This is a genomic window from Bacteroides sp. NSJ-39, from assembly GCF_014287315.1.
In the GTDB taxonomy this organism is placed as follows: domain Bacteria; phylum Bacteroidota; class Bacteroidia; order Bacteroidales; family Bacteroidaceae; genus Bacteroides; species Bacteroides finegoldii.
In genome coordinates this window covers 53,008-72,620 of record NZ_JACOOB010000009.1, presented here as the reverse complement: position 1 = coordinate 72,620, position 19,613 = coordinate 53,008, and the positions used below count along the sequence as shown (strand labels likewise).

Below are 19,613 nucleotides of genomic sequence, written 5' to 3'. Positions count from 1 at the left end.
CATCATTATCTAATTAAAATGTAAAATCAAGTCCGAACACGAAGTTACGGTTCATCGGATATACCATACCATTACCATTTTGCTTCATCGGAGAAGTTAAACCCGGAGCCGTATTCTTAGCATCACCACCCGCCGACATATTTACCTGGTTCAGTGTTTCAGGATCAAACTGTTTCGGCAACTTTGTTATAGTAAACAAGTTGTCGCAAGTTACATACACTTTTAGATTGCTGATACCAATATGTTTCAACTGTTTTTTATTAAATGTATAAGCCACTGTTAGATTTTTCATACGCATATAAGCAGCATTTAACAAATAACGTGTCGTATTGTATCCAGTATTCACCAAAAAATCCTTATCATCTTTCCAACCAGTCAAACGAGGCAAATATCCATTTGGGTTCTCTGTACTGAAATAATCAAGATGTTCTTTAAAGTTATAGTTATTTCCACCAAACATATAGTTACTTCCAGCAATCGGGAAATCTCTTTTTGCCACACCTTGTAACAAGGTAGATACTTCGAAACCCTTATATCCAAGATTCAAATTAATACCGAAAGAATATTTAGGAGTAGTATTTCCAATAACCTGCAGATCTCCGTGGTCTGACAAAGTACCTTTACCACCATCCACTCTACCGTCACCATTAGTATCTATATATTTCAAGTCACCACGACGCCAAAGATCGTTTGATTTGAACGCCGTCAGATCAACTTTTCTCAGATAATCATCAATTTCACGATTCGACAAAAAGAGATCATCAGCACGATATCCCCAAATTTCACCGAGATCCATACCTTCATAATAACCTTTATTAGCAGCCAATCCTGTATGGTTATTATAAATAATACCTTCCGGATTATTGTATTTGGTCACTACAGCCTTATAGTTAAAAACATTGAAACCAACTCCATAACTGAAACCACATTTCAATTTATCATTCCAACTGACAGAAAGTTCCCATCCGCGATTACGCAAAGTTGCATTATTCACTTTTGCACGATCTTCCGAAGCGATACCACTGATACTTGGTATTGATTCTGCCGGACCAATCATGTCACGTGTCGTACGTTGATATAAATCAGCAGTAATTGACAAACGGTTCTTAAACAACATCAAATCAAAACCTAAGTTAGCATTATCCACTTTCTCCCAAGTAATATAAGGACTAATCATTTTCGGAGTTTGTGCAATCGTACCTTTGGAAGCTGTGGAAGAAGAGATGCCCGGTAATAACCAAGCATTAGTCCCCTGTGCATCTAAGGGCATCTGAGCGATATAATCATATAAGCCCGCTCCATTTTGGTTTCCTAAACGACCATAAGAAACACGTACCTTCAACTGAGATACAGGCAGTGCCATTGTTTGGAAATAAGGCGTGCGAGCAATATCATAACCGGCAGAGAATGATGGGAAGAATCCCCAACGATGCCCCGCAGCAAAACGGGAAGAACCGTCATAACGTCCACTGAACTCCAAAAAATAAATATTATTGTAGTTCCAATTCAAACGGGCATAAAATCCCATAGTAGACCAATGTGAACGGGCTTCACCTGCTATTACATTTCCACTGGCGTTGTCAAATGAGTAAATATCATTACTCAGCATACCATCTTTGTACATATATTCCTGTGAATCTTCTTTTAATTCCATTTGGTATCCTGCCATTGCCTTGAAGAAGTGATCTCCCCATTGATGAGTATATGAACTCGAGACATTAGGTGATAAGTAATAATTGAACATACTCCCACGAGTATAAGATCCGAAATACATATTCTTCCAGCTAATACCAGGATAAGTAAATCCTTGTCTTTGATTAGTAGCATCACCCGGTTTAAAAGTACCCACAGGAGTTTCATACTTCTGGTTATTTTCCATTATCAGATCGTTATTTTCTATATCAAAACGGATTTTCATTTCTCCGGTGATATCCCATCCCTCCAATGGAGTTACTGTTGCAGAAAGTGACAAAGCATCTGAAATACGGTTCCTCTGATAATGAGAATTTTTCAAATATAACATTTCATTCCAGCTCGGCAAATTGTATTCTGAATCAACAGGCAACTGAGTAACCTGAGTAGGACGATGGCTACCAATCTTATTATATAGAATCATCTGATTCGCCATCGGACGTTTAATCATCTGCAAAGTAATATTATTATTCAAATTAAATCGTAACCAATTATTGGTCTTCATCTGTAATTTGGTATTCAAATTGTACTTACTCAAATCATCCTGCACTTGATCCAGCAAACCCTCTTGATAAGTATATCCCATACCAATATAGTAGTTTACCTTGTCAGAACCACCCTGTACACTTAAGTTATGAGAATGACGGATAGACTTATCTTTAAAATAATAATCAAACCAATCAGTATTGCCATACTGATTATAATAGGCTCCTGCCCAATCGTCACCGGAAGTATTAGCTTCAATACCCGGAAATTCTGCAGAATAAGGATTCTGCATAAAACCTTTAATCTTCTCAATAGTTTTATCCGGAATTCTCTGTAAACCGGAAGACGCTCCACCATTATCATATTGCTGATTATTATACATAGCGTATTCCAACGAGTTCATCATCTTTGGCATATTAATAGGTGAACTGAAACCAACTGTTCCACGATAGGTGACACTAGCCCTCTCCTTTTTACCACTTTTTGTGGTAACCAATACTACTCCATAAGCTGCACGTGCACCATATACAGCAGAGGCGGAAGCATCTTTCAAAACACTGATACTAGCAATATCGGCAGGATTCACATTCTGCATACTCTGCTCTACTCCATCTACCAATACATATGGTTCTCCACCATTGATAGAACCAATACCACGAATACTAAATTTAATATCTGCACCGGTTTCACCACCGACACCACCTCCCACTGCGTCCGTAGCAAAATTTAAGCCTGCAATATTACCCTGCAAGGCACTTGTGACATCTGTAACAGGACGATTGACAATGGCATCATCTTTCAACGTAGCAACAGCTGCTGTAATCGTATTTCTTTTTTGTGTATCCATACCCACAACTACCACTTCATCCAATACTTTGGCATCTTCTTTCATCACATATTTATTTCCTTCCAACTTAGTAACCTTTACTTGCATCGGAGCGTATCCAACGTATGTAATAGAAAGTATACTTCCAACTTTTCCCTGAATTGAAAAATTACCGTCAATATCAGTAATCGTTCCTCCAGTGTTGCCTTTTACCATGACCGTTGCACCAATAATCGCCTCACCACTATCATCCACGACCTGTCCTTTTATCATTTTTTGTTGTGCTAATGCACCAAGAGGAAACAATAACAGGAGCATCAGAAAAAGAACAACCCGTCCCTGTTTTTTCACGAACTTCTTTTTTTCCATAATATTATATTTACTAATTAAGATTATACTGTTATTCTACGGCAGGATTAGCATAGTAATCAAACTCTTCTTTCACCACTTTCAACAAAGACTTATCATCTGTCACATCTACGTCCGTAGCCAAATCCCAGCTCATTATTCCACCGAAACCATTCTCACACACATACTGTGTTTTTTGGCGAATTGTAGTCTGACTATTGAGTGTATAGTTCTTTCCATTATACATCCATTCATCCACAGAAGTGTTAGTAAGATTACCTTTATTTATCAGATCATAATAAGCAACTTGTTCACCCGCTGTTCCGGTAGTTCCATAAAAAGGTACTCCCATCACCAATTTATTTTGAGGAATTCCATATTCAACAGCAGTTTGACCGTCTGATTTGAAACGTTCGAAAGAAAAAAGAGCCGCCTGAGGTCCATAACATTGGAAAGAGATAAAATCAACTGCAGCAATTGCTTCAGGAGTTATCTTATAAGAAACCGGATGCAAGGAAACCGTAAAAAATACATTTTTTCCTAATACGTTGCGCAGTTTTACTATGGCTTTGCTGTAATTAGTTAAGTCCCTAGCATAATAAGCCCATTCAAAGTCAAGATCGACCCCATCCATATTATACTTATCCAAAACATTCTTAACATTATTAGCAAAGTTAGTGCGCGCAGTTTCATTACCAACCATCTTCAACCATTCACCACCAGCGATACCCAAACGTAGTTTTCGGTCTCCTACTTGTCCATTTAATGCAGCACGTATTTGTTCTAAACGAATAGCCCAAGTATGAGAATCTTTTCCGAGCTGTGCAGAATCATCATATTTCCAATAAGCAAGTGTTTTTGTATTATTCCAAATATTAGTATCAAAAGAGATAGGATTTCTACCCAACGTACCTACTTCCAAACTGCTAACGAATGTCTCATCCAAATATCCTTTGAGTTTTTCTCCAAGAAAGAAATCTGCACGAGTATTAGGAATTTCAGCAGGAAGAGAACCTGTAAATTTTGTAGGAATATCACTAGTGTCTACATATAATTTAGCCTTTCCTCCACTATAAGTTATCGCTACATAATGCCAAGCACCAGGCTTTAAATTGTCATTGACAACAGTTGTCGTAGAATTCCCAATAGTAAATCTTAAATTTCCTTCAGTTGCACCAAGTTGGAAAGATATAATGGTAGAGTTATTGTTTACCTTATTAAATAAATAAGCACCATCTACCCATTCAGTTATATATAGATAAGTACCAAATGTAAACTTCTTGTAAGCCCCATCCGGGGAATGAAGTAAACCATCTCCACCATTCATTTTCCCGGCACCATCAAATTTCACCACTCCATTACGACCTTCATAAGAAGACATATATGATGCTCCTGTAAGTTCTGCGTCATTCACCGGCAGATCAAATGTCAAATCACCGTCAGCATAAGGACGAGCTGTCAGATAAATCAAATCATTACAAGCACCCATACTTGCTCCGGAAATTCGATTTATCTCAAAAAAATCACCACGTATATAAGAACAATTAATAAATGATTTTCCTGTTGGGTCCGGTTCATCTGGTTCTTCGTCATCACCCGGTTTTCCAACAACTGAACCTTCAGGAGGAGTGCCAGCTGGAACATCCACCCATTTTGTGTCTTTACAAGCTGTCAACATTCCAAAGAGGAAGAGACAAAAAAATAGGAATTTGCTTCTCATAAGTTTAATAATTAAGATTACCTTTTAATAATAGGAATGACTTTCTATCGTCATTCTCTGCTACAAATGTATAGAAGATTCAAGATTGTATGTGTTCTATTTTAGCTACGATTCTTCCAATTTTGTCTAAAATCGTCCATTTCATCGGATAATACGAGTTGTTTAGACATTTTTGGATACGCATATAAAACAAAATAGGAAAGGCGAAAATACCCTTTTTGAGCATTCCCGCCTTTTCTTTTTTTATTTCTACTTAAAGTAATACTTTTATAACTTCTCTATTTCATCTACTGTCAATCCCGAAGATTGTGAAATAACATCTATTGAAACTCCTGCCTTCTTTAAATTACGCGCAATCTCAATTTGCTTATTTCTTTCCCCTTCGGCACGTCCCTCTGCACGTCCTTCCGCACGTTCTGTGAATATATTATCTCTCAAAATAACAATATTATCCAAATGTCTATAATAAGCATTGAGTTCTTCCTTTGTCATCCGATCCAATTTCAACCGCTGGCGTGCCTCGTTCAATCCCGGTGCAGTAGCGTTATCAGGAATGTCTCCTGTATTCAGATAGTAAATCCATTCTTCAAGCGGACTTCTTGCTACTTGATTGAAATAATTCACTTTCAATATATAATACTCCGGATAAAGTTGGCTGACAGTATCCACTTTGAAAGTTTGTTTTTGAAATGGAGTCAGTTCTAAAACATCCCCTTGATGAATTCCGCGAAATTCCGTTTTACCATGATATACAACATCTTTACCGCTACCTAAAGAAAAATAGACGATATTAACGCTATACACCTTACGAACTTTGTCGTAACCTTCTCCACGATTTATGTATTCGGTAACCAACTTAGATGTTCCAAATAACATACGCTGGAAATAAGCATATTCATTATTGTTTTGAACTTCTATTAAAATAAGCTCACCTTTAGAGTTTTCGGCAAGCAAATCCACACGATTATATTTATCGTACTCATCTTCTTGATTACTTTCACTCTCCAATAATTTCTGAATAAGGATTGATCCCCTAAAAAGGTAGTCAAAAAACCTTCCAGTACGGCAAAATTAGCTTTATTACGCAATAAGCGTTTCATCGCCCAATCGAAACGAATATAATTACTTGCCATTTTGTTCGCCTCCTTTTTCTATTTCTGTTTTCATTATAACAAAGGTAAAAGAAATATGTTGGAATCCCAAACAAATACAAAAACTAAATTAACCAGGCTCATGTTATTCGTCCCAGCGAACAATATTACTTGCCGAGAGACCTTATAAACTCCTCTGCCTTAGCAAGTGTTTCCGGTTTACCAATATCAATAAGTTGCAGATTTTCCACCGGATAACCAAAGAAGTTCGTTTGTCGACAAGTGAAGAGATAAAAATCCATAATAGAGAACTTTCCTTCCCACAGGGGAACTTCCATTAATTGGAATATAGCAGGTGAAAGTACATGAATGCCACTGAACGCATATTCTTGGAACAATGATTGTTCATAGTGAAGACCTTCGGGTTTCACTTGACCTGTATCCTTGTTTATCCATCCGCAAAGTCTCTTCTCCGCATCGAGAAGCAGATAACGTGAAGTTTTACGTTGGCTTACCAATAAAGTAGCCAAACCATCAGTCTGCAAATGATAATCATAAAGTTCTTTCAGGTCCACATTTGAAAGAATGTCTACATTGTGTACAAGAAAAGGCTCATCGGAGTTCTCAAAAAAAGAACTGGCTTTCCGAATTCCTCCCCCTGTATCAAGTAGCACATCACGTTCATCGGAAATGTGGATAGTAAGTCCAAAATTGTCATTCACTTTCAGGAATTCAAGTATTTGCTCGCCAAAATGATGAATATTAATTACTATTTCGGTAAAGCCGAATGCTTTCAGCTTCAAAATAACGTGCTCCAGCATGGGACGCCCGGCTACGGGAACAAGAGCTTTAGGCATAGTATCCGTCAGCGGTTTCAACCGACTTCCCAAACCGGCCGCAAATATCATTGCTTTCATAACGATCTTCTATATAGTTGCTTCAAATGTATGTTTTATATTCTGTTCGCGATGTACTAATTCTACTTTAACCCCAAACTCTCTATTCAGACGTTCCGCCAAATGCTGCGCTGAATAAACGGAACGGTGCTGTCCTCCGGTACAACCGAAGCAAACCGACAAATTACTGAATCCGCGTTCCATATAACGTTTGACGGAAGCATCCACCAAAGCGTAAACATGGTCGAGAAAACGAAGAATCTCACCGTCTTCTTCCAGGAAAGTTATCACGGGCTCATCCAATCCGGTAAAAGCCTTATAACGTTCGTATTTTCCTGGATTATTCACTGCACGACAATCGAAAACAAAACCTCCACCATTACCTGTCGGATCATCAGGAATACCTTTTTTATAGGCAAAGCTCATTACCTTGACCGTCAGTTGACGCTTCTCCAAATCATCTGTAAACTGTTTCAGTCCGGTCAATTCACGTAACATTTTGCAGAGATACGGGTATTCCGGATATTCCTCTTTAAGCAACTCGCGCAAATTTGCGATAGCGTATGGAACACTCTGGATAAAATGAGGCTTTTTCTCGAAATAGCCGCGAAAACCGTATGCCCCTAACACCTGCAAAGTACGGAAAAGCACAAAATGACGGAGCTGACTATAAAAATAAGACTCATCGATCGGTTGATATTTGCGAAGAGCCTCTATATATTCCTGTAACAATTCTTTCCGAAGGCTATCAGGATATTTTGCTTTGGCTTGCCACAAGAAAGAAGCAATATCATAATAAAACGGCCCTTTTCGTCCTCCTTGAAAGTCAATAAGCCAAGGGTTTCCATCCTTTATCATCACATTGCGACTCTGAAAATCACGATACATAAAAGTAGCGGAAGAACTACGAAGCAAAACATCACTCATTTTCTGGAAATCATCCTCCAGCTTATCTTCCTGAAACTCCATTCCGGTAGCTTTAAGGAAACAATATTTGAAATAATTCAAATCCCAAAGTATGGAACGCTGATTGAATTCCGATTGGGGATAACAACGGGAAAAATCAAATCCGTCAGCTCCGGCAAACTGAATGGCAGGCAACAGACGGATCGTTTTACGAAGCAACTCTTTCTCTTCTTCGGAAAATACACTGGTAGCACGTCCTTTCTCAATGACATGAAAAAGTAAAGTATCTCCTAAATCCTCTTGCAGATAATACATTTTATCTTCCGACACAATGTGTACTTCGGGAACAGGAAGCCCATTTTTGCGAAAATGTTCCGCCATATAAAAAAAAGCTTCATTCTCATCAACAGAAGTTCCATATACTCCAATCAGTGTTTGTGTTCCTGTCAGCCGGAAATAACGGCGATTGGAGCCGGAGGAAGGTAATTCTGTTATATTCTCAGCGGGAACTCCCGTATATGACTGATAAAGTTTCTGCAGTTCTTCGGTAATCATAGTTACATATTTTCGAGCAAAGATAGGAATTATAAACAAATAATACTACCTTTGCTTTCATTTAACTGACCTAATCTCATGAGAATAAAAATCTTTGTCCTACTATGTTTGACAGCTATTATGCAGTTTACCGGTGTCACGCCCCTAAAAGCCAGCCATTATTACTATAAACAGCTCTCCTTAAAAGATGGGGTGACTTCAGCCGTGAGATGTATCCTGACAGACAAACAGGGATTTGTATGGATAGGAACGAAGGCTGGAATAAGCCGATATGACGGACATGAGCTAAAGAAATACGTCCATTCCCCAAACAATCCTCATTCGATTCCCAATAACTTAATCCATCAGATTGCAGAAGATGAAATGAGCAATATTTGGATTCTGACCGACAAAGGAATAGCCCGCTATCAACGTCAAAGTGATGACTTCTTCTTACCTACGGATGAAAAAGGTAATCCTATTATCGCCTATTCAACCTGCCTGACCAAAGACGGGGTATTGTTTGGTTCTAAAGACAAAGTATACTTTTATAGTTATCGGGATTCTTCTCTTCGCCTTCTGCAAAAGTTGAATAAAGGGAGTAATTTTAATATCTCTTTACTAAGCCTATGGAACGAACATACTGTTCTTTGTTGCAGCCGGTGGCAAGGTCTTGCTTTACTGGATCTGAAAACGGGAAAGCATCGCCTTCCGCCTTTCGATTGCGGAAAGGAAATCATGAATATGCTGATCGATTCACAAAACAGAATATGGATCGCCCCTTACAATGAAGGAATAAAATGCTTCACCCATAACGGAGAACTGGTAAAAGCCTATACTACTCACAATTCCGACCTAAGTAACAACGTCGTTTTAAGTCTTGCCGAACGGGAAGGAAAAATATGGATAGGAACAGACGGAGGCGGTATCAATATCCTTGAACCTGAAACAGGACGTTTATCCTTGTTGGAACACATTCCCGGAGGTGATAACTATTCACTTCCCGCCACCTCTATCTTTTGTCTCTACAATGATAGGAATAATAATATGTGGGCAGGAAGTATCCGCAACGGATTGATCAATATCCGGGAAGTTTCCATGAAAACCTATACGGAAGTCCTGACGGGCAGCAATCGTGGATTAAGTAATAATACCGTACTCAGTCTTTATCAGGAATCGAACGACCGCATCTGGGTGGGCACAGACGGTGGAGGTATTAATCTCTTTAATCCTATCACAGAGAAATTCACCCATTACTCATCCACTTGGGAAGACAAAATCGCTTCCATTTGTCCATTCACTTCCGGCAATCTGTTAGTTTCCATTTTCTCAAAAGGAATATTCGTATTCAACCCGACAACAGGCAAGAAAACGCCATTCATGATTATAGATTCGGAAACTTCCATGCGTCTCGGAAAGCGGGGAAAGACAGTCAATTTATTTTCCAATAACCCTCATAGCATTCTGTTACTTGGAGACCATGTCTATCAATATGACTTGAAGAAACACACTTTCAATATTGCAACCGAACAAGAAGGACTGGACATTATCGGCACTTTCTTACCAATAACAAATTATGGGAATTATACTTATCTGAACGACATAAAGCACATTTATCGGTTGGATAACCGCACCAACAGATTGGAAGTTCTGTATCAATGCCACAAGGACACTATTATCAATTCTGTTTCATTAGATGAACATGGGCATTTCTGGATAGGAAATAATTACGGGCTGTTTCATTATAATCCCGATGAAAAAATACAAACTCCCATATCTACCTCCCTTTTCTCGGAAGTCACATCGATTGTGTGTGACAAACAAGGAAAAGTATGGATAGGAACCAATAATATGCTGTTCGCCTGGCTAATCAAAGAACAGAAATTTGTGCTTTTCGGCGAATCGGACGGTGTCATTCAAAACGAGTACCTATCCAAACCCTGTTTGTTAAGTTCACAAGGCAATATCTATATGGGCGGAGTGAAAGGATTATTACACATCAATAGTACCCTACCCTTAATCACTACCGAAATACCCCAACTTCAACTATCGGATGTCATCATCAATGGTGAGTCCGTCAATGATAAGCTAAACAATAATCCAACGAGTATTTCCGCTCCTTGGAACAGCAATATAATCATTCGGATCATGTCAAAAGAAAAAGACATCTTCCGACAGAAAGTATACCGATATCAAATAGAAGGACTGAACGACCAACAAATAGAATCATACAACCCTGAATTGGTTATACGTTCACTTCCTCCAGGAAGTTATAAAATCACAGCGTCCTGCACAGCAAAAGATGGTAGTTGGATTCCCAATCAACAAGTATTGGCATTGACTATTCTTCCTCCCTGGTACCGCACATGGTGGTTCATCCTTAGCTGTGCGGTTCTCATTACTGTCGTTATTATCGAGACTTTCAGAAGGACTTTGAAGCGCAAAGAAGAAAAGTTAAAATGGGCGATGAAAGAGCATGAGCAACAGGTATACGAAGAAAAAGTACGTTTCCTCATTAATATCAGCCACGAACTACGCACACCGTTGACATTGATACACGCCCCACTTAGCCGGATATTGAAATCACTCTCTCCCGAAGAGCCGCAATATCTTCCTATAAAGGCGATTTACAGGCAGTCACAACGGATGAAGAACCTGATTAATATGGTACTTGACGTACGAAAGATGGAAGTGGGCGAAAGTAAAATACAGATACAGCCTCACTTCCTCAACCAATGGATAGAACACATCTCACAGGATTTCATCAGTGAAGGAGAAGCCAAGAACGTACGTATCCGATATCAATTGGATCCGCAAATAGAAACGGTAAGTTTCGATAAAGACAAATGCGAAATTATTTTGAGTAACTTGCTTATCAATGCATTGAAACACAGCCCGGAGAATACGGAAATCACTATTATATCAGAATTGCTTCCTGAAAAAGACAGAGTACGTATTTCTATCACTGACCAAGGAAGCGGTTTGAAACAAGTCAACACACAAAAACTTTTCACACGCTTCTATCAAGGCACGGGAGAACAAAACGGAACAGGAATCGGACTGTCTTATTCAAAGATTCTGGTTGAATTGCAAGGTGGTTCCATTGGCGCATACGACAATCAGGAAGCAGGTGCGACTTTCTTCATTGAATTGCCGTTGAGACGAGAATCAGAAGAAATCATCTGTCAACCAAAAGCCTATCTGAACGAACTGATGAGTGACGACAGCCATGAACAAGCACCCGGCAATGATGATTTCGATACAACTCCATATACAGTTTTAGTTGTAGACGACAATCCGGATTTAACAGATTTCCTGAAAAAATCGTTGGGAGAATACTTTAAACGGGTAGTGATAGCTTCGAATGGTGCAGAAGCCCTTCAACTTATCAGAAGTCACACTCCGGACATAATTGTCAGCGATGTAATGATGCCTAGAATGAATGGATATGAACTCTGCAAAAGTATCAAGGAAGATATCACAATCAGCCATATCCCTATTATTCTGCTGACGGCAAGAGACGACCAGCAAAGTCAATTAAGCGGTTACAAGAATGGAGCGGACGCCTATCTGACAAAGCCTTTTGAAATAGAAATGCTTATGGAAATCATTTGTAACCGATTGAAAAACCGTGAGTCTACCAAGAAAAGATACCTAAATGCCGGAGTAATCCCTGCACCGGAAGAAAGTACGTTCAGCCAGGCAGACGAGACCTTCCTGCTCAAGTTGAATAAGATCATTCAAGAAAATCTGGACAACAGCAGTTTGGATATAGCCTTTATCTGCAAAGAAATCGGTATGAGCCGGGCTTCACTTTACAATAAGTTGAAAGCCCTGACCGATATGGGGGCTAATGATTATATCAATAAGTTCAGAATGGAGAAAGCAATAGCATACATTACCGAAACGGATATGACATTTACAGAAATAGCTGAGAAGGTCGGCTTCACCACTTCACGTTATTTCAGTACAGCCTTCAAACAATATACAGGGGAAACTCCCACACAATACAAAGAGAAACGAAAAAAGTGAATATTCACCGACTGTTGACACAGTCACCGGAATATTCACTTTCCTATAATCAGTAATCAGGCAATAGTAATTGCCGGATCAAGATAAACATCCTGGATAGCATTCAATAATTCGACACCTTTATTCATCGATTTTTGGAACGCTTTACGTCCGCTAATCAACCCCATACCTCCGGCACGCTTATTGATTACGGCTGTAATAACCGCATCACGTAAGTCGGAAGCTCCGTGCGACTCACCACCGGAATTGATTAAACCGACACGCCCCATATAACCATTGGCAACCTGATAACGACAAAGGTCAATCGGATGTTCCGAAGCCAGTTGGGTGTACATACGTTCATCCGTCTTACCGAAACCAATTGCTTTGAAACCACCATTATTCGTAGGAAGTTTTTGTTTGACAATATCTGCTTTGATCGTAACTCCGAGACGGTCAGCCTGTCCGGTCAAGTCGGCAGCAGCATGATAATCCACACCATCTTTCTTAAAATCACTATTACGCAGATAACACCACAGGATAGTGGCCATCCCCAATTCATGAGCATACTCGAAAGCCTCAGCGATTTCCACCAATTGGCGACGACTTTGTTCCGAACCGAAATAGATAGTAGCGCCGACAGCCGTAGCTCCCATATTCCATGCTTCTTTCACTGTGCCGAACATCACCTGATCATACGAATTAGGATAGGTCAGCAATTCATTATGATTCAGTTTAACCACAAACGGAATTTTATGGGCATATTTGCGTGCCACCGCTCCCAAAATGCCGAATGTAGAAGCGACCGCATTACAACCGCCTTCAATAGCCAATTTCACAATATTCTCCGGATCGAAGTAGATAGGATTCGGAGCAAAAGACGCTCCGGCAGTATGTTCAATATCCTGATCGACAGGAAGAATGGATACATAACCGGAATTAGCCAAACGTCCATGTCCGAGAATAGCTTGCAAGCTGTTCAGCACTTTTATATTACGGTCGGAATCAACCCATATTTTATCTATCGTATCGGGAGAAGGCACATAAATCAAAGACTTATCAATCGTCTTACAAGTGTGATCCAGATAATATCCGGCTTTATCTCCTAACAAATCAATTACTTTACTCATAACTTTACTTTTTTTAATATACAACACTTTATTTTTTCTTTCCTTGATTGGCTACCGCTTCCATCATTTTTTTGATTTCTTCCGCATTTCCAAGAAAATAATCATTAGAGACATTCAGGTTCTCGTCAAACTCGAATACATAAGGAACGGCAGTAGGCAGATTCAGTTTTACAATTTCCTCATCAGAAATATGTTTCAGATGTTTGATGATACCTCGCAGACTGTTACCATGAGCCACAACCAATAAAGTATGGGCTGTTTTCAGGTTGGGAAATATATCCGATTCCCAATAAGGCATAATACGTTCAATGGTATCTTTCAGTGATTCGGTACGGGGAAGTTCGGCATCTGGAGCTTCATGATAACGGTAGTCAAAACGCGCATTCCGCAAGTCACTTTCCGAAAGCGGATTAGGGGCAATATCATAGCTACGACGCCAGATCAGCACTTGTTCTTCACCATATTTCCCGGCAGTTTCCGCTTTATTCAATCCTTGCAAATCGCCATAATGCTTTTCGTTCAGACGCCAGTTTTTTTCAACAGGTATCCAGTCGAGATCCATTTTATCAAGTACACAATTCAGCGTCTTGACAGCTCTTTTCAAGTAAGAGGTATAGGCTTTATCGAAATTGAATCCATACTCCTTCAATGTCTCGCCTGCTTTCTCAGCTTCGGCAATTCCTTTTTCGGTCAGATCGACATCTGTCCAACCCGTAAAGCGGTTTTCTTTATTCCAAGCACTTTCTCCATGACGAAGCAATACTATTTTTCTCATTTTTTATTAGTCTCCTTTCTTCTTTAGTTATATATAGAACAGTTTGTTTCGCTACAAAGTTCACCAAAGAAGAAGGAGTTGCCAATACCTAAAAATGCTGATTTTATTCTTTCATCGGTTTCTCGTCAAGAAAATACGGTTTGTAATTGTATCGGGAAGTTCCGATTCATAATGTGTCACCATAATCATCGTCTTATCTTTGCGTCGACAGAAAGCCTCAATCACTTTCTTTACCCGGCGACGATTATAGGTATCCAATCCATGAAGCGGTTCATCCAAAATCAGCAGTTCCGGGTCTTTGACGAAAGCTCTTGCCAGCAAAGCCAAACGTTGTTCTCCACTGGATAGTTGCAGGAATGGTTTATCTTTTAAATCTGCAATACCGAATATATCCATCCACCACTCACAGATAGCCATCTGTTCCGGTTGAGGACGTTTATACAGACCGATACTGTCGTGCAAACCACTGGCCACAATCTCAATAGTCGGCAAATTCTTGAGATAGGCACGATGCATCTCCGGACTGACATAACCGATATGTTTCTTGATTTCCCAAATACTTTCTCCCGTTCCTCTTTTCCGCCCGAAAAGACTGATATCACAGGCATACGACTGCGGATTATCTGCACAAACCAGACTCAATAGAGTCGATTTACCCGCTCCGTTTTCCCCACTTAATGCCCACTTCTCACCACGACAAACTGTCCAGTCCAATTCTTTCAGGATAGTACGGTCATCATAACGAATACTCACCTTATTCAATTTCACGACTTCATCCGAGTCGTAGGTATTTCCGTCATAAGCCAAATTGATAATCCGTTTCTGCAACTCCTCAAAAGAATCAACCGTATCTCTGTCATGAAAAGCTTTCAGATAAGCCTCACGTGCCATTTTAGGAAAGACCTCCATCTTATCCACAGGAATGACATGAGTAATAAACGAAGGTATATCATCCAGCATAGAAAGGACTAAGACGATCTGCACCGACGACATCTTTGTCAAACGCTCAAGCAAGGAGAACAATAATTCGCGGGTAGGTGCATCCAAACCGATGAACGGATTATCCATAATCAGCACACGAGGTGCTGTCAACAGAGTTTTAGTGAGTTGGAACTTACGTAGTTCACCACTGGAAAGTAAAATTATCTTTTTGTCAAGAAGAGGTTCGATATGGAAAAGTTCAAACAATTCATTTTTCAGCTTGTCGTCTTTGATTTCGCCCAACATATCACGAACATCCGGCACTTCATCCTGATCATGAGCATTCCAACGCTGCTGATAGTAGTAATTGGTATCGGCTGCCCCATAAGTATCACGGAAAGCAATATATTTCACATTATCATAAACAGTCTGAGTGGCCGAAGGAGAAAAATCATATTCAATCGTTCCCTCACGCAAAGGATATTTTCCTATCAAAGTATCTACAAAAAGACTTTTACCACCACCATTAGGACCTACAATAGCTATATGTTCATTCGCTCCGATAGTTGACGTGATGGGTTTGGCTAAACGCACAAGCGGGTTGCGTGCTACGCCCCCCGCCATGCTAAATGTATTTTGACTCATATTCTTATATTCTGTTTAATTATCGACCGCAAAGGTAACAATTTTACAGCAAAACAAGACCTATCACGAACATTTTTCCATTCATACAACCGATTTGTTTATCCAACGGGGTTATTCATCCATTCCGTCAATAGTAATGATTTTCCCGTCCGCATCATATTGCAGTTCGCAAACCTTCATGCTGCGCAACCAAGTTTTCCCTCCTGATGGCACACAATCGTGATGGAACAAATACCACTTTCCTTTGAATTCAACAATGGCATGATGTGTAGTCCATCCTATTACCGGAGTCTGAATGACTCCCTGATAAGTGAATGGTCCGTATGGATTATCACCTATCGCATAACAAAACAAATGGGTATCTCCCGTAGAATAAGAGAAATAATATCTCCCGTTATACTTGTGCATCCACGAAGCTTCAAAAAAACAGCGACCGTATCTCCGGCTGTCAACGGTTTCCCATTTTTATCGATTATCACCACCGCGTGGTTCTTCGGCAAACTCCATCATCTCCTCTCTCAAACGGGCTACACGTGTGGGCAAGGCTTCTTCCGTACCTTCCGGCAAAATGGCAGATTCCAACGCCTTATTATTCCTGTAACGTCGAAGTTGACCGCCCCACAATCCACCAAAATAGATATAATAGTTACGCCCAGCCATCGGCCAATCATTACGCCAAGAATCCGGATCGGCCTCATGTGCATATTGAAAAGCCAACGGAATTGTTTTGCGCAAAAGCTACTTCACCACCATAAGTAAGAAATGCCGCCATCACAAGCAAAAAAAATATTGATCCGTTTGTTTTTATATACAACAATTTTTAAGTAAATATTCTTTTATTTATTCGCCCCCTTTGTGGCGTAATTCTATCTCTCTATTGATGTTATCAATCACATCGTCCTCTAGTCCATACTTAGATATAATGAACATAGCCACCAGAAGCAGCAAGGCAGGAATAACAGCTACAAGCCACAGTATTCCCTGTTCGGCAAAAGGTGATTGTGACACCTCATTAGTCTGATCAAATCCGACAAATGCCATGACAAGTCCCGGCACCACACCTCCAAGAGCCATACCCGCTTTGTAGAAAATACCTGTCAATGGAATCCCTCCCAATATAAGGTATGAACGGTATTTGCCGAGTTTAGGATTGTGCTTATCAACAAAAGCCCCTACAAGAGGATCCCAAATGACATCCACTATCCTGACGATAAGGAACATCACGGCTGCCACCTCCGATTTGAGACCATATACATTCGTATAAAAAATCAGCAAATACATACATACGGTCTGATAGATTAAGGTTTTGCGCCAAATCACCGGAGCCGAATCCTATACGCTGGAGCCAGGAGAGCTTGTAGAAACCTTTAGCATCATTCATTTTCATTGTAGAGTCCATTTCATTCTGGCTTTTCTTTTACTTCTTAGTTATTTCGCGATAGTTAGAAAAAATGACGAATCTTGCCGACTATCACGTTGCAAACTTAAGAAGTTTCTTGCCCTCCACCGAAGAATTACGATTCAGATTGTTTCTCGTCTGTTACATCATCGTATGCATATGTTACAAATAGTTGTTGTTATGTTACATTCAAGCTGAAAAAGCTGGCTACCGATACATAATCAAAGCCGATTGACCGGGAATAATCACTTCCGCTCCCGTCTGTGTTCCCAGTCCGCGAACATCTATCACCCCGTCTTTACACACCACTGTATACTTTCCGGCAGGCACTGCCAAACGCGCAGGGGTCATACGGGAATTAAAGGCCACGATAATATCTTCCCAACTATCTCCGTTCGCGTGATCCTTCAGGCGGAATGCAATCAGGTTTTGTCCTTCCACTGGAAGAAACTCCAAATGCTTCCGAACCTTTTCCGCATCTCCCATACGGAAAGCGGGATGGGACTTACGCAGATCTATGAGCCGCTTATAATACATGAAAACATCTCCGTTCATCGTCTTGCGTCGCCAATCGATAGCATTGACTGCATCCGGACTCTTATAACTATTATCCACCCCTTGTTTATCGCGCATCACTTCTTCTCCTGCATAGATAAAAGGAATACCTTGCGAAGTGAAGACTACCGTCTGCGCAAGCTTATCAAGCCGGACCAGTTGCTCGGGAGTAGCTTCTGGCATACTTGCTTTCAAGCGATCAACAAGGCACAAACCGTCATGGCAGGAAACGTAACTAATCATTTGGGTAGGCTGTCCGGCCCAGGCTTGCCGACTGTAATTCACCGAATCATAGCGTACTTGCGGATGTTCGATAGCTCCCACAATACCAAACTTAACGCTGTTCTCCCCTCCCGGCACTCCGGCAAGAAAAGCTCCCTTACCTTTCTCCCAAACAGAACCGCAAAGTCCGTCACGAAACTCGTCCGAGAAGACTGCAATTCCGGGCATATACGCCACATTCTTTTTCATAGCCAAAGAATCAGCAGGATATTGAGGCATTTCAGCAGCCCATCCTTCTCCGTAAACACAAACAGTAGAGTCCACTTCATCCACTGCCTTCCGAATCTCGTTCATCGTTTCAATATCATGCACTCCCATCAAATCGAAGCGAAAACCATCGATATGATATTCCTTCATCCAGTAAAGCACGGATTCTATCATAAACTTACGCATCATAGGACGTTCACTAGCCGTTTCATTTCCACAACCCGAACCGTTCGCCAATGTCCCGTCTTCTTTCTGACGATAAAAATAACCGGGTACTGTACGTTCAAAATTACTCTCCGCCGTATTAAACGTATGATTGTAAACCACATCCAGAATCACCCGGATGCCGGCTTTATGCAACGCCTGTACCATTTGCTTGAATTCTTTCACGCGAGTGGCGGGTTGATAAGGATCTGTTGAATATGAGCCGTCCGGAACATTGTAATTCAACGGGTCATATCCCCAATTGTACTGATTTTCATCCAATTTCGTTTCATCTACGGAAGCATAATCATAGGAAGGAAGAAGATGCACATGCGTCACACCCAACTCTATCAGATGGTCGATTCCTGTCAGCAATTTGTCCGAGTTCATCGTTCCATGCTCAGTCAAAGCAAGGAACTTTCCTTTATTCTTTATTCCGGAAGTAGAATCGACCGAAAAATCACGATGATGCATTTCGTAGATAACCATATCGGCAGGAGATTTCAGCGGAGGACGTTGATCATTCTCCCATCCTTCCGGATTCGTTGCTTTCCAATCGATAATAGCGGCACGTTTTCCATTCACCCCGACAGCATGAGCATTAATTCCCGGAGTATCCCCTTGCCATTTATCATTGATTTTCACATTGAAAGTATAGAACTTATTGAGCAAATTCTTGTTAACCACAGTTGCCCAAGTTCCATCCTCTCCAAGTTCCATCTTCACTGTTTCATAAGCATGACCTCCTTCACCTTCATCATAAAGCATCAGGCGCACTTCTTCTGCTGTCGGTGACCAAAGGTTGAATTTCGTAGCTTCCGGAGTATATTCCATTTCCGTAAGGCTTCCCGTACGGACGGGATACAACTCGAAGGAAGCATATTCCTTTTTCGCAGAAGAACAACTCATCACTGTTGCCACTGTAGTCACTCCTATTATTGAATTAATTCCTATCTTCATCTCAAGCTCTCCTATGATACTATTT

9 protein-coding genes and 3 pseudogenes are annotated in these 19,613 nt (G+C 40.4%); 1 reads left to right on the top strand and 11 read right to left on the bottom strand.

Annotated elements, in window-relative coordinates; all coding sequences use genetic code 11:
• Positions 1 to 13: 13 nt before the first annotated feature.
• From H8S63_RS12025 to H8S63_RS12005, 5 genes and pseudogenes are all read right to left on the bottom strand, one after another.
• Positions 14 to 3,373, bottom strand: coding sequence for a TonB-dependent receptor (locus tag H8S63_RS12025; RefSeq protein WP_186926905.1), 3,360 nt, complete (start codon positions 3,371 to 3,373; stop codon positions 14 to 16).
• A 31-nt stretch (positions 3,374 to 3,404) separates the two neighbouring features.
• Positions 3,405 to 5,072 (bottom strand): glycosyl hydrolase family 18 protein, encoded by a 1,668-nt coding sequence (locus H8S63_RS12020; protein WP_186926904.1) that lies wholly within the window; start codon positions 5,070 to 5,072, stop codon positions 3,405 to 3,407.
• Between the two features lie 267 nt (positions 5,073 to 5,339).
• Positions 5,340 to 6,239: pseudogene (locus H8S63_RS12015) on the bottom strand (Rpn family recombination-promoting nuclease/putative transposase).
• Positions 6,240 to 6,330: 91 nt separating this feature from the next.
• Entirely contained in the window at positions 6,331 to 7,080 is a 750-nt protein-coding gene (locus H8S63_RS12010; RefSeq protein WP_055278970.1) for a nucleotidyltransferase family protein, read from the bottom strand.
• Positions 7,081 to 7,089: 9 nt separating this feature from the next.
• Positions 7,090 to 8,520, bottom strand: coding sequence for an RNase adapter RapZ (locus H8S63_RS12005; RefSeq protein WP_186926903.1), 1,431 nt, complete (start codon positions 8,518 to 8,520; stop codon positions 7,090 to 7,092).
• 78 nt (positions 8,521 to 8,598) lie between these two features.
• Between H8S63_RS12005 and H8S63_RS12000 the strand changes: the two genes are divergently transcribed.
• Positions 8,599 to 12,531, top strand: a complete 3,933-nt coding sequence (locus H8S63_RS12000; protein WP_186926902.1) for a two-component regulator propeller domain-containing protein — start codon at positions 8,599 to 8,601, stop codon at positions 12,529 to 12,531.
• A 56-nt stretch (positions 12,532 to 12,587) separates the two neighbouring features.
• On the opposite strand, the gene H8S63_RS11995 is transcribed toward H8S63_RS12000, so the two are convergent.
• The 6 genes and pseudogenes from H8S63_RS11995 to pulA all read right to left on the bottom strand — a co-directional run bounded on the left by H8S63_RS11995 (position 12,588) and on the right by pulA (position 19,588).
• On the bottom strand, positions 12,588 to 13,640 hold the full coding sequence (locus H8S63_RS11995; RefSeq protein WP_186926901.1) for a class I fructose-bisphosphate aldolase: 1,053 nt from the start codon (positions 13,638 to 13,640) through the stop codon (positions 12,588 to 12,590).
• A 28-nt stretch (positions 13,641 to 13,668) separates the two neighbouring features.
• Entirely contained in the window at positions 13,669 to 14,415 is a 747-nt protein-coding gene (gene gpmA, locus H8S63_RS11990; protein ID WP_186926900.1) for a 2,3-diphosphoglycerate-dependent phosphoglycerate mutase, read from the bottom strand.
• 111 nt (positions 14,416 to 14,526) lie between these two features.
• On the bottom strand, positions 14,527 to 15,981 hold the full coding sequence (locus tag H8S63_RS11985; RefSeq protein WP_186926899.1) for an ATP-binding cassette domain-containing protein: 1,455 nt from the start codon (positions 15,979 to 15,981) through the stop codon (positions 14,527 to 14,529).
• Between the two features lie 111 nt (positions 15,982 to 16,092).
• Positions 16,093 to 16,632 (bottom strand): annotated as a pseudogene (locus H8S63_RS11980) (family 43 glycosylhydrolase); the annotation flags it as partial.
• Between the two features lie 189 nt (positions 16,633 to 16,821).
• Positions 16,822 to 17,380 (bottom strand): annotated as a pseudogene (locus tag H8S63_RS11975) (MFS transporter).
• A 207-nt stretch (positions 17,381 to 17,587) separates the two neighbouring features.
• The gene (gene pulA / locus H8S63_RS11970) at positions 17,588 to 19,588 is read right to left on the bottom strand and encodes a type I pullulanase (protein ID WP_186926898.1); all 2,001 of its coding nucleotides are present in this window, start codon (positions 19,586 to 19,588) and stop codon (positions 17,588 to 17,590) included.
• Positions 19,589 to 19,613: the final 25 nt, after the last annotated feature.